Here is a 12118-nt window from a genome sequence, read left to right on the forward strand (position 1 = left end):
GGAGCGCGCCGGCAACGCGTGGTGCCGGTCCAACAAGAAGACCGGCCCTGCAACTGACCGAAGGGTAAGTTGCTATACTGCCGCTATGCTCAAACAACGCACAATCAAGCAGCTGGTCAAGACGGTCGGCGTCGGCCTGCACTCCGGCACCAAGGTGGAACTCACCCTGCGTCCCGCCGCGGCGGATACCGGCATCATCTTCCGTCGCGTCGACCAGGTTCCCCCGGTCGACCTGCCGGCCTCCGCCACCGGCGTCGGCGACACCCGCATGGCGTCGGTGCTGGACCGCGGCGGCATCCGCGTCTCGACCGTCGAGCATCTGATGTCCGCCTGCGCCGGCCTCGGCATCGATAACCTCTACGTTGATGTCACCGCCGAGGAAATCCCGATCATGGACGGGTCGGCTTCCTCCTTCGTGTTCCTGCTCCAGCAGGCCGGACTGGAAGAGCAGAATGCGCCGAAGCGTTTCATCCGCGTGCTCAAGCCGGTGGAGGTGCGCGAGGGCAGCGGTGCGCAGGAAAAGTGGGCGCGGCTGGAGCCCTACGACGGCTTCAAGCTGAAGTTCTTCATCGAGTTCAACCATCCCGCCGTCGACGTCACCGGCCAGATCGCCGAAGTCGACTTCGACACCGAGTCCTATGTACGCGAAATCGCCCGGGCCCGCACCTTTGGCTTCATGCAGGACGTCGAAACCCTGCGCGGCCTCGGGCTGATCCGCGGCGGCTCGCTCGAGAACGCGATCGTGATGGACGAATACCGTATCCTCAATCCGGACGGCCTGCGCTACGACAACGAGTTCGTGCGCCACAAGATCCTCGACGCCATCGGCGATCTCTACCTCGTCGGCCGCCCGCTGCTGGCCAGCTACGTCGCCCACAAGTCGGGGCACACCCTCAACAACCTGCTGCTGCGCGAACTGCTTTCCCGGCCGGACGCCTACGAGATCGTTACCTTCGAATCCGCAGAGCGGGCGCCTCGTGCGTATGCCCTGCAGCCCGCGGCCGAGTGGGCATAGGACGGTAACCGGCTAGCGTCGGCGGTGGCGCGAGAGCATGGTCTCCAGCGCCGCCTTCAACTCCCGGTTCCGGGGCGTTTCCTCCAGAGACTGCGTCAGCGAAGACAGCGCGTGCAATGCCGCTTGCGGCAGCACCAGCTCCTTCGCCGCTCTTGTCTTTTCGGAAATCTTTCTCACTTGCACTTTTATACGTATTGCGCTAACCTGCCACCCACACTTCAGCAGGCCGTCTTGCAGTTTCGGCAATTGCTGCTTCAGCTTCGCGGCGAATGCGGCATTCGGCGCCGCCAGGACCAGGTGGCCCGACTCGAACGAAAGCACGGAGCAGGCGTCAAAAAGCGCGGGCAGCACCGACGCGCAGTCCTGCTGAATCGCGGCCAGGCGTGCCACCGTCGGCAACAGCGCGGCCATCTTTTCGTTGCCGCGCAAGAAATCCGAAACGCCACGCGAGGCCTGGCCATTACGTCCGGGTCGCGCGCCTGTCTGCCAGTTTGCAAATGAGGACGGTCGATTCATGGGCGCACCATATCACACATCATGCGTCACCTCATCCGCTGTCGACGGCCGGGAGGAGACGTAATGCAGATCATCTTGTTGCACCCCCGTTTCGCAAGAACCGTCACGGTCACGCAATGGCATCTGTTGTTCGGGGCGCTGCTGTTTACAAGCTCCGTGATCCTCTCCGCCTCCCTTCTGTATTACCTGACCTTCCGCTACGCCGTCCATCTCGACCTGCCCTTGGTGCGCGAGATGCTGGCCAGCGCGACCCAGGACGATACTTCGCGCAAGGACAAGTATGTGCGGGAGAATCTCGCTGCAATGGCAATGCGGGTCGGCGAGATGCAGGCCCAGCTGATGCGCCTGGACGCGCTCGGCGAGCGGGTGCAGGGCCTGGCGGGCGTCAAACCGCAGGAATTCAACTTCCGGGAGCTGCCGGGCCGGGGCGGTGCGGAGGCCTCCGGCGCGCCGGGAGCCCAACTCACCATGCCGGAGTTCCAGCGCCTGCTCGACGCAATGGCAAGGGACGTCGAGCATCGTGCCGACTACATGAACGTCGTCGAGACCACGCTCATGTCGCAAAAGATCCGCACCAAGCTGCTGCCGACGATCCAGCCGGTGAACGTGAGCTACAACGCTTCCGGTTTCGGCTGGCGGCTTGACCCGTTCAGCGGCCGCAGCGCCTTCCATGAAGGCATTGATTTCGCCGCGGCCGCCGGCACGCCCATCGTCGCCGCCGCGGGCGGCGTGGTGATCGCCGCGGAATTTCATCACCAGTTCGGCAACATGATCGAGATCGACCACGGCAACGACATGGTCACCCGGTACGCCCACGCTTCGCGCCTGCACGCCAAGCTCGGCGACATCGTCCGGCGCGGGCAGCATATCGCCGACATCGGATCCACCGGCCGCTCCACCGGCGCCCACCTGCATTTCGAGGTGCTGGTCAAGGGTGTGCAGCAGGATCCCCACAAGTTCCTGTCCGCCGGCGCAGACCAGGCCAAACTGAACGCCCTTGCGTCAAGATAAGGCCGGCTGTTGTTTCTCGGCTGACAATCCCCATCTGCCCCGCATGGCCGTCGGGCGGTCCCATACCGGTGGCCGCCCGAAAGCCGCATGCTAAAATCCGCAATTCAGCCTGGCCGGTTTCAGCCCTTTTCCAGTATTTGCATCTCCCAATATTCATAATTCAGCATGTCATTACTGACCCAGATTTTCGGCAGCCGCAACCAGCGGCTCGTCAAGCAGTACCAGAAAACCGTTCGTGAGATCAATGCGCTCGAACCGGCGATGGAAAAACTGTCCGACGCCGAACTGCAGGCAAAGACCCCCGAGTTCAAGCAGCGCATCGCCCAGGGCGAGAAGCTGGACGACCTCCTGCCGGAAGCCTTCGCGGTCTGCCGCGAGGCCAGCAAGCGGGTGCTGAAGATGCGCCACTTCGACGTGCAGATGATCGGCGGCATGGTGCTCCACTACGGAAAGATCGCAGAAATGGGCACCGGCGAGGGCAAGACCCTGATGGCGACCCTGGCGGCCTACCTGAATGCGCTGTCCGGCAAGGGCGTGCACGTGGTGACCGTCAACGACTACCTTGCGCAGCGCGACGCCGAGTGGATGGGCCGGCTCTACGGCTGGCTCGGCCTCACGACCGGCATCAACCTGTCGCAGATGGCGCACGACGTGAAACAGGCGGCCTACGCCGCCGACATCACCTACGGCACCAACAACGAGTACGGCTTCGACTACCTGCGCGACAACATGGTCTACGACACCCGGGACCGGGTCCAGCGCGGGCTGAACTTCGCGATCGTCGATGAAGTCGATTCGATCCTGATCGACGAGGCGCGCACGCCGCTGATCATCTCCGGTCAGGCCGAGGACCATACCGAGATGTACGTCAGGATGAATGAAATCCCGCCGCTGCTGACCCAGCAGGTCGGCGAGGAGACGCCGGACGGCAAGGGCAAGATTGAAGTCCCCGGCGACTACACCAAGGACGAGAAGGCGCACCAGGTGCTGCTGACCGAGGCCGGCCACGAGAAGGCGGAAGAAATCCTGACCCGCATGGGCCTGCTGCCGGAAGGCGCGTCGCTGTACGACCCGTCCAACATCACGCTCATCCACCACCTTTACGCCGCCCTGCGCGCCCACGTCCTTTACCACAAGGACCAGCATTACGTGGTGCAGAACGGCGAAGTGGTCATCGTTGACGAATTCACCGGCCGCCTCATGACCGGGCGCCGCTGGTCCGAGGGCCTGCACCAGGCGGTGGAGGCCAAGGAGCGCGTCAAGATCCAGGCCGAGAACCAGACCCTGGCCTCGATCACCTTCCAGAACTACTTCCGCATGTACGGCAAGCTGGCCGGCATGACCGGCACCGCCGACACCGAAGCCTACGAGTTCCAGGAGATCTATTCGCTCGAGACGGTCGTGATTCCCCCGAACCGGCCTAGCCAGCGCAAGGACCGGCAGGACCAGGTTTATCGCAGCGCGCAGGAGAAGTACAACGCGGTCATCAACGACATCAAGGATTGCTACGAGCGCGGACAGCCGGTGCTGGTGGGCACCACCTCGATCGAGAACTCCGAGCTGCTGTCGGGCATCCTGAACCAGGCCAAGCTTCCCCACAACGTGCTCAACGCGAAGCAGCACGCCCGCGAAGCGGAGATCATTGCCCAGGCCGGCCGGCCGAAGATGATCACCATCGCCACCAACATGGCGGGCCGCGGTACCGACATCGTGCTGGGCGGGAACGTCGAGAAGCAAATCCAGATCATCGAGGCAAACCCGGCGCTGAGCGACGCCGACAAGCAGGCGCAGGCGGAGACCCTGCGCGGCGAATGGCAGTCGCTGCATGAGCAGGTGGTCGCCGCAGGCGGCCTGCACATCATCGGCACCGAACGCCACGAATCGCGCCGCATCGACAACCAGTTGCGTGGCCGTTCCGGCCGCCAGGGCGATCCGGGCTCGTCGCGCTTCTATCTCTCGCTGGACGATCCGCTGCTGCGCATCTTTGCGGGCGACCGCGTGCGCGCGATCATGGATCGGCTGAAGATGCCCGAAGGCGAACCGATCGAGGCCGGCATCGTATCGCGTTCGATCGAGTCCGCGCAACGCAAGGTCGAGGCACGCAACTTTGACATCCGCAAGCAGCTGCTCGAGTACGACGACGTCGCCAACGACCAGCGCAAGGTGATCTACCAGCAGCGCAATGAACTGCTGGAGTCGCAGGACGTCGCGGAAATGATCGTGGCGCTGCGCCAGGGTGTGTTCACCGAGCTGTTCCGCAGCCATGTGCCGGCAGACTCGATGGAAGAGCAGTGGGACATCAAGGGCCTGGAGGCCGTGCTGGCCGCCGAATGGCAGCTCGAAGTGCCGCTGACCAGGATGCTGGAAGCCGAACCCGACCTGACCGACGAGGACCTGCTCGAGCGCACGCTCAAGGCCGCCGACGATGCCTATCAGGCGAAGGTGGCCGTGGTGGGCAGGGAAGGCTTCGGCGGTTTCGAACGCAGCGTCATGTTGCAGAGCATCGACAGCCACTGGCGCGAGCACCTTGCCGCGCTCGACCACCTGCGCCAGGGCATCCACCTGCGCGGCTATGCGCAGAAGAACCCGAAGCAGGAGTACAAGCGTGAAGCCTTCGAGCTCTTCGGTCAGATGCTGGACCTGATCAGGAACGAAGTGGTGAGCACCGTGATGACGGTACGCATCCAGTCGCAGGCGCAGATCGAGGCGGCGGAGGCGCAGCTCGCCCAGTCGCACGTCGAGAACGTTCACTACCAGCACGCCGATTTCAATCCCGACGCCGCGCCCGAGGACCTGCTGGCGCCGGTCGGCGAAGGCGATGCCGGTCGGAAGGCGTTGGCGGATGCGGTGCCGAAGGTCGGGCGCAACGACCCCTGCCCCTGTGGCAGCGGCAAGAAGTACAAGCAGTGCCACGGCAAGCTGGCCTGAACCTTCCGCCAGGCGCGGCAGGAAAAGAAGAAAGGGCAGGGTGACCTGCCCTTTTGCCATTCCCGGTGCGGGCTACGCCGCGGCGGCCGGCGATGCGTTTACAATTACGCACTTGTCCAACCGTCCCTCCGCATAGCCATGGCTGTCAATCTTCCCCTTCCTGTCGCCGCCAACCTCAAGCCCGTTCCCGGCATCGAACTCGGTCATGCGGAGGCCGGCGTGCGCAAGGCCAACCGCAAGGACCTGCTGGTGATGAAACTGGCCGAAGGCGCCAGCGTCGCCGGCGTGTTCACGCTGAACCGTTTCTGCGCCGCGCCGGTGCAGGTCTGCAAGGCGCACCTGCAGGGTCTGCAGTCGGGCGGGGCGCCGATCCGGGCGCTCGTGATCAATACCGGCAACGCCAACGCGGGCACCGGCGAAGCCGGCCTTGCCAATGCGAAGGCCACCTGCAGCGCGCTGGCCGGTCTGCTTGGCTGCGCGCCGTCGCAGATCCTGCCGTTCTCGACCGGCGTGATCCTGGAGCCGCTGCCGGTCGACCGCATCGCCGCCGGCCTGCCGCAGGCGATCGCCAGCCTGAAGCAGGACAACTGGTACAACGCCGCAGAAGCGATCATGACCACCGACACGCAGCCGAAGGCCGCGTCGCGCACCGTCAGCATCGGCGGCAAGACCGTCACCATGACCGGCATCAGCAAGGGCGCCGGCATGATCAAGCCCAACATGGCGACCATGCTCGGCTTCCTCGCGATGGATGCGAAGGTGTCGCAGCCGCTGCTGGAGAGGATGGTGAAGGACGCGGCGGACAAGTCCTTCAACTGCATCACCATCGACGGCGATACGTCCACCAACGATTCCTTCATCGTGATCGCAACCGGGGCCGGCGCGCTTGAAGTCAATGACGCCGGCAGCGCCGAGTATGCGCAGCTGTCAGAGGCGCTCACCGCGCTGTCGCAGGAACTGGCGCAGATGATCGTGCGTGACGGCGAGGGTGCGACCAAGTTCATGACGATCACCGTGGAAGAGGGCGCAAGCGTCGAGGAGTGCCGCAAGATCGCCTACGCCATCGGCCATTCGCCGCTGGTGAAGACCGCGTTCTATGCATCCGACCCCAACCTCGGCCGCATCCTCGCCGCCATCGGCTATGCCGGGGTCGATGACCTGGACGTCGGCAGCATCAATCTCTGGCTCGACGACGTCTGGGTGGCTAGGGACGGCGGCCGCAACCCGGACTACAAGGAAGAGGACGGCCAGCGGGTCATGAAGCAGAGCGAGATCACGATCCGGGTCAGGCTGGCGCGCGGCAATGCGTCCGCAACCATCTGGACTTGCGACCTGTCGCACGACTACGTCAGCATCAATGCGGACTACCGTTCCTGACATGTCTTCACTTGACCATTTCCTGCAGCGCGCCGAAGCGCTGCTGACCCGTCTCGAAGCCATCCTGCCGCAAGGCGCTCCCGCGCCCGACTGGAACGCCGCGACCGCGTTCCGCTGGCGCAAGCCTGCCGGCAACGGCGGCCGCGGCTACCTGCAGCCCGTCACCCATGTCGCCCGCATCGGCCTCGACGACCTGCATAACATCGACGCGCAAAAGCAGCAGATCGACCAGAACACCCGCCAGTTCGTCGAGGGCCGTCCGGCCAACAACGTACTGCTGACCGGCGCAAGGGGCACAGGCAAGTCGTCGTTGATCAAGGCCTGCCTTAACCAGTATGCGTCGCGGGGCCTGCGCCTGATCGAGGTCGACAAGGAAGACCTCGGCGACCTGCCGGATATCGTCGACCTGGTCGCGACCCGTCCCGAGCGTTTCGTGATCTTTTGCGACGACCTGTCGTTCGAGGAGGGCGAAAGCGGCTACAAGGCGCTCAAGGTCGCGCTGGACGGCAGCATCTCCGCACAGTCGGACAACGTGCTGATCTACGCGACCTCGAACCGCCGGCACCTGATGCCGGAGCGGATGTCCGACAACGCAAGCTACACCCACACCGAGGACGGCGACCTGCATCCGGGCGAGACCGTCGAAGAGAAGATATCGCTGTCGGAGCGGTTCGGCCTTTGGGTGTCCTTCTATCCGTTCAGGCAGGATGACTACCTCGACATCGTGGCCCACTGGCTGCGCCACTTCGGCTGCGACGTTGCCGACATCGAGGCGTCGCGCGCCGACGCGCTGAGATGGGCATTGCAGCGGGGCTCTCGCTCGGGCCGGGTTGCATGGCAGTTCGCAAAGGACCACGCCGGCAAGCTGGGCGGACCGCAATGACGGCCGTTGGCGCGGCGCCGATCGATGTCGCGGTCGGCATCCTGATGCAGGAGGGCGGCGACGTGCTCCTCGGGCAGCGCCCGGAGGGAAAGCCCTACGCCGGCTACTGGGAATTCCCGGGCGGGAAGGTCGAGCCGGACGAGACCCTGTTCGAAGCGCTGCGACGCGAACTGATCGAGGAGCTCGGGGTCGAGATCCTCGACGCCGAGCCGTGGTGCTGCGTCGAGCATGTCTATCCGCACGCCCACGTCCGGTTGCACTTCTTCATCAGCAGGCAGTGGCGTGGCGAGCCGCAAGGGCTGGAAGGCCAGGCATTTGCCTGGCAGGGCCACGTGGCGGTGGAGCCCCTGCTACCGGCGACGATTCCCCTCATCGAGTGGCTGGACCGGCTGCGTATGCCGTCCTCTCCGGCATGAACTGTACAAAATTCCGTACAGTGTAAGAAAATTTGCACATGCAAGGCAAGTCCTTGATTGGATGGCACTTTTTCTTTCAAAAGCAGCGCACTTCCAGTAAGTGTAAAAATTCCGATACAGCCATCACTCCCTGTGCCCACCCTCCTGCTTCCTTCAAGCCGTTGATTCTGAAGACTTTCTGAGTCTGGCACGCCTGTTGCTGAATGCGCATCTGTACTGCCCGCAGCACCGGGCCAGAACGCATTCGACACTCATCAGAACAGGGAAGCAGCGTGAAAATCATCGTCTTGGGCAGCGGCGTCATCGGTGCCACTTCTGCCTATTACCTGGCCCAGGCCGGTCACGAGGTCACGGTGCTTGACCGCCAGCCCGGTCCCGCACTCGAAACCAGCTTCGCCAATGCCGGCGAGGTGTCACCCGGCTACTCCGCCCCATGGGCGGCGCCGGGCATCCCGCTGAAGGCGATGAAATGGCTGTTGATGAAACACAGCCCGCTGGTCATCCGCCCCGGCATGGACCCGGCAATGTGGCGGTGGGTTTGGCAGATGCTGATGAACTGCACCGCGGCGCGCTACGAGGTCAACAAGGGGCGCATGGTACGCCTTGCCGAATACAGCCGGGACTGCCTGATTGCGCTGCGCGCCGCCACCGGGATCAGCTACGACCAGCGCACCCGGGGCACCCTGCAACTGTTCAGGACCCAGCAGCAGCTGGACGCGGCCGCCCAGGACATCGCTGTGTTGCAGCAATCCGGCGTCCCGTATGAAGTGCTGGATCCCGCGGGATGCATCCAGGTCGAGCCGGCGCTTGCGCACGTCAGGGAAAAATTCGTCGGCGCCCTGCGGCTGCCAAACGACGAGACCGGGGACTGCTTCAAGTTCACCCGCGAGCTGGCCAGGCTTGCTGCCGAAGCCGGCGTGCAGTTCCGCTACGGCGTCGACATCCGGCGCCTCGTCACTGATGGAAGCAGGATTACCGGCGTCCAGACGTCGGAGGGCGAGCTGAAGGCGGACAGCTACCTGCTGGCCCTCGGCAGCTATTCACCGCTGCTGCTGCGCGACCTCGGCATCAAGATACCGGTGTATCCGATCAAGGGGTATTCGATTACCGTGCCGATCGAGGACGCCGCAGGCGCGCCCGAATCGACCGTGATGGACGAGACGTACAAGGTTGCCATCACCCGACTCGGCGATCGCATCCGGGTTGGCGGGACGGCGGAAATCGCCGGCTATGACCTGACGCTGCGCGCCGCACGACGGGCCACACTGGAACATTCGGTGGGCGACCTGTTCCCGCGGGGCGGCCGCCTGGACCGGGCCGAGTTCTGGGCAGGCCTGCGGCCGATGACGCCCGACGGCACCCCGGTGATGGGCCCCACGGCATACCGCAACCTGTTCCTCAACACCGGCCATGGCACCCTCGGGTGGACCATGGCATGCGGCGCCGGGCGCATGCTCGCCGACCTGTTGTCCGGCAAGCGCCCCGAGATCGATACCGAGGGACTGTTCATCGACCGTTACCACGGCAAGCGGGGCGCGCCGCCGCTGCCGCAAGGGGTACATGCATGAGCGCCCGCGCAATGGAGCCGCTGTCGATCGAATGCATTTTCGGCGACCCGGCACTGCACGCGCGGTTCTCCATTGCGATCGACCTGATGGCACGGCTGGTCATGGCCGGGCCGGAGCCGCTCACCGGGGCGATGCTGGCGGCGGGCATGGGACAGCCCGCGCGCGTGGTCCGCGCCGTACTGTCCAGCCTGCGTGCAGGCGGCCTGGTCTATGCGCATCCTTCCGCGCGGGACGTCTGGGCCTGCGCGCCGCACGTGGAGTCGCTGACCCTCGCCGACGTGTTCCGCAGCATCGCGGACGCGGGGACGCCGGCGGCGCCGCCCGAAGCCGATGCCGACGACGCACGCAGGGCGTCCCGGCTGGGTGTCAACCTCTTGCTGATGCAAGCCACCATGGCGATCAACCAGGTGGTGCAGCAGCATCTGCAAACCTTCGATCTTGGCCGCTTGCGTGCGCTGGGAAGCGCCGCCGGCTTCCCGCCATTCGCCGGCGCACGCCGCCACCGTCCGCGCTTGGCTGAAACGGCCTGATCACGCACTGCGCCGTCGTCAAAGCCGGTATCATCCGCGTTACGGATGCCGCTGCCCGGCCATCCCGCCATCGCAACCGACCAGGCCCCTTTGCTCCATGCGGATTGATGTCCAGTTCGCCGACCGTGTCGGCATCGCCCACGAAATCCTCGCCGTCCTCGCGCGCCGCGACATGAACGTGGTCGCGGTCGAGGTCGACTCTTCCGACGTCTTCATCGATATTCCCGGCCTGACCCCGGCGCTGCTGCCTTCGCTGCGCGAGGATTTCCTGCGCGTGGCGGGCGTGCGCGCCGTCGAGGTGGTCGACGTGCTGCCAGGCGCCCGCCGGCGATTGCACCTCGATACCCTGCTGGCGGTGATGGCCGACCCGATCATGGCTGTCGACGCCAGCGGGCGCATCGTTGCGGCCAATGCCGCCGCCGCGGCGGTGGCACACATGCAGGAGAGCGAACTGCATGGGAAGACGCTGCACGCGCTTTTCGGCGAGGACAGCCTGCAGGCGGAACTGCTGGAGCGCGGCTTCCAGGCGCCGTCCCGCGAAGTGCGCCTGCACGGCGAACCTTTCCTGCTGGAGGTGACACCGGTGTCCGAGCCGCTGGAATCAGCTCTCGGCCATACGGTCGGCGGCGTGATCACGCTGCATGCGCCCCGACGCCTCGGCGGCCGGCTGCATGCGCTGCAGCATTCAGGCGGCTTCGACGCGATCATCGGCGACTCGGAAGCGATCAGGGCACTCAAGGCGCGGGCGGCACGGGTAGCGGTCGTCGATGCGCCGCTGCTGATTGTCGGCGAGACCGGGACGGGCAAGGAACTGGTGGCGCAGGCCTGCCACGCGGCCAGCCAGCGCAACAGCGCGCCTTTCCTTGCCCTCAATTGCGCGGCGCTGCCCGAAAGCCTGGCTGAAAGCGAATTGTTCGGCTACATGTCCGGCGCCTTCAGCGGGGCACAGCGCGGAGGCAAGCCGGGGTTGATCGAGATGGCCGACGGCGGAACCGTATTCCTGGACGAGATAGGGGAAATGTCGCTCTACCTGCAGGCCAAGCTGCTGCGGTTTCTGAACGATGGCCGCTTCCGTCGCATCGGCAGCGACCGCGAGATCAAGGTCAACGTGCGCATCATCAGCGCAACCCATCGCAACCTGCGCAAGATGGTGGCGGAGGGCAGCTTCCGTGAGGACCTGTTCTACCGGCTAAACGTGCTGCAGCTGGATGTGCCGGCGCTGCGCGAGCGGCCAGACGACATCCTGCTGCTGGCACGGCACTTCATCCAGCGCGCCTGCGCGCAGGCGCAGAAGCCGATCTGCCGGCTGAGCGCCCCGGCCTGTGCGGCCCTCGTGGAGCACAACTGGCCCGGGAACGTGAGGCAGCTGCAGAACGTGGTGTTTCGGGCCATCACGATGACCGACAAGCGCGTCCTGGACGCTGTCGATCTCGACCTGGCCCGGGACGCCGCGCTCAGGGACGCGTCGGCCAGGGACGAGGGCGTGCAGGACGGCGATCCGGACGACTGGGAACAGGCGGTGGCGGCATTCGAGCGCGCTTTCCTGGAGCGCCTCTATCCGCGCTATCCGTCGACCCGCAAGCTCGCGCTGCGGCTACGGACATCGCATTCGATGATCGCGGGGAAGCTGCGCAAGTACGGCATCACCGGTTCCTCGCGCTAGCATCGATCCCTATTGCAGCGGGTTGCCGTCGTCGTCGAGGTCCGCTGGCGGGTGTACCGCGGGAATGGTGTATTTTTCCTCGGCCCATGCGCCAAGGTCGATTTGTTTGCAGCGGTCGGAGCAGAAAGGCCGGTACTTGTTCTTGTCGGTCCATTCGACCTTCTTGCCGCATGTCGGGCAATCTACGACGGTCGTCATGTCGGTGGAGTCA

11 protein-coding genes are annotated in these 12118 nt (G+C 65.1%); 9 read left to right on the forward strand and 2 right to left on the reverse strand.

Annotated features, from left to right (window positions below; all coding sequences use genetic code 11):
• Positions 1-85 precede the first annotated feature (85 nt).
• Positions 86-1015, forward strand: a complete 930-nt coding sequence (lpxC, locus tag VIM12_RS09040) for a UDP-3-O-acyl-N-acetylglucosamine deacetylase (protein WP_331941284.1) — start codon at positions 86-88, stop codon at positions 1013-1015.
• A 12-nt stretch (positions 1016-1027) separates the two neighbouring features.
• Here lpxC and VIM12_RS09045 read toward each other — a convergent pair whose 3' ends face one another.
• Positions 1028-1531, reverse strand: a complete 504-nt coding sequence (locus VIM12_RS09045; RefSeq protein WP_331941285.1) for a DciA family protein — start codon at positions 1529-1531, stop codon at positions 1028-1030.
• A 63-nt stretch (positions 1532-1594) separates the two neighbouring features.
• Between VIM12_RS09045 and VIM12_RS09050 the strand changes: the two genes are divergently transcribed.
• The 8 genes from VIM12_RS09050 to VIM12_RS09085 all read left to right on the forward strand — a co-directional run bounded on the left by VIM12_RS09050 (position 1595) and on the right by VIM12_RS09085 (position 11907).
• Positions 1595-2542 (forward strand): M23 family metallopeptidase, encoded by a 948-nt coding sequence (locus VIM12_RS09050; protein WP_331941286.1) that lies wholly within the window; start codon positions 1595-1597, stop codon positions 2540-2542.
• 165 nt (positions 2543-2707) lie between these two features.
• Positions 2708-5470, forward strand: coding sequence for a preprotein translocase subunit SecA (secA, locus tag VIM12_RS09055; protein ID WP_331941287.1), 2763 nt, complete (start codon positions 2708-2710; stop codon positions 5468-5470).
• Positions 5471-5608: 138 nt separating this feature from the next.
• Positions 5609-6847 carry a bifunctional glutamate N-acetyltransferase/amino-acid acetyltransferase ArgJ gene (argJ, locus tag VIM12_RS09060; protein ID WP_331941288.1) on the forward strand — a complete coding sequence of 413 codons (1239 nt, stop codon included), beginning with the start codon at positions 5609-5611 and terminating at the stop codon, positions 6845-6847.
• A gap of 1 nt (position 6848) precedes the next feature.
• Positions 6849-7730, forward strand: a complete 882-nt coding sequence (locus VIM12_RS09065) for an ATP-binding protein (protein WP_331941289.1) — start codon at positions 6849-6851, stop codon at positions 7728-7730.
• The gene (locus VIM12_RS09070; RefSeq protein WP_331941290.1) at positions 7727-8146 is read left to right on the forward strand and encodes an NUDIX domain-containing protein; all 420 of its coding nucleotides are present in this window, start codon (positions 7727-7729) and stop codon (positions 8144-8146) included. The genes VIM12_RS09065 and VIM12_RS09070 overlap by 4 nt, the downstream gene beginning before the upstream one ends.
• Positions 8147-8418: 272 nt before the next feature.
• Positions 8419-9714 carry a D-amino acid dehydrogenase gene (locus VIM12_RS09075; protein WP_331941291.1) on the forward strand — a complete coding sequence of 432 codons (1296 nt, stop codon included), beginning with the start codon at positions 8419-8421 and terminating at the stop codon, positions 9712-9714.
• Entirely contained in the window at positions 9711-10244 is a 534-nt protein-coding gene (locus tag VIM12_RS09080) for a hypothetical protein (protein ID WP_331941292.1), read from the forward strand. Before VIM12_RS09075 ends, VIM12_RS09080 begins: the two co-directional genes overlap by 4 nt.
• A 97-nt stretch (positions 10245-10341) precedes the next feature.
• Positions 10342-11907: a sigma 54-interacting transcriptional regulator gene (locus VIM12_RS09085; protein ID WP_331941293.1), complete on the forward strand. Its 1566-nt coding sequence runs from the start codon at positions 10342-10344 to the stop codon at positions 11905-11907.
• 9 nt (positions 11908-11916) lie between these two features.
• Here the strand turns inward: VIM12_RS09085 and yacG are convergent, their stop codons facing one another.
• Positions 11917-12105, reverse strand: a complete 189-nt coding sequence (gene yacG, locus VIM12_RS09090; protein ID WP_331941294.1) for a DNA gyrase inhibitor YacG — start codon at positions 12103-12105, stop codon at positions 11917-11919.
• Positions 12106-12118: the final 13 nt, after the last annotated feature.

The organism is Noviherbaspirillum sp., from assembly GCF_036563305.1.
Classification (GTDB): Bacteria; Pseudomonadota; Gammaproteobacteria; order Burkholderiales; family Burkholderiaceae_D; genus Noviherbaspirillum.

Coding starts and splice junctions, on each gene's coding strand:
- VIM12_RS09070 (WP_331941290.1), top strand. CDS start 7,727: ATGACGGCCGTTGGCGCGGCGCCGATCGATGTCGCGGTCGGCATCCTG.
- argJ (WP_331941288.1), top strand. CDS start 5,609: ATGGCTGTCAATCTTCCCCTTCCTGTCGCCGCCAACCTCAAGCCCGTT.
- secA (WP_331941287.1), top strand. CDS start 2,708: ATGTCATTACTGACCCAGATTTTCGGCAGCCGCAACCAGCGGCTCGTC.
- VIM12_RS09085 (WP_331941293.1), top strand. CDS start 10,342: ATGCGGATTGATGTCCAGTTCGCCGACCGTGTCGGCATCGCCCACGAA.
- yacG (WP_331941294.1), bottom strand. CDS start 12,105: ATGACGACCGTCGTAGATTGCCCGACATGCGGCAAGAAGGTCGAATGG.
- VIM12_RS09050 (WP_331941286.1), top strand. CDS start 1,595: ATGCAGATCATCTTGTTGCACCCCCGTTTCGCAAGAACCGTCACGGTC.
- VIM12_RS09045 (WP_331941285.1), bottom strand. CDS start 1,531: ATGAATCGACCGTCCTCATTTGCAAACTGGCAGACAGGCGCGCGACCC.
- VIM12_RS09080 (WP_331941292.1), top strand. CDS start 9,711: ATGAGCGCCCGCGCAATGGAGCCGCTGTCGATCGAATGCATTTTCGGC.
- VIM12_RS09065 (WP_331941289.1), top strand. CDS start 6,849: ATGTCTTCACTTGACCATTTCCTGCAGCGCGCCGAAGCGCTGCTGACC.
- lpxC (WP_331941284.1), top strand. CDS start 86: ATGCTCAAACAACGCACAATCAAGCAGCTGGTCAAGACGGTCGGCGTC.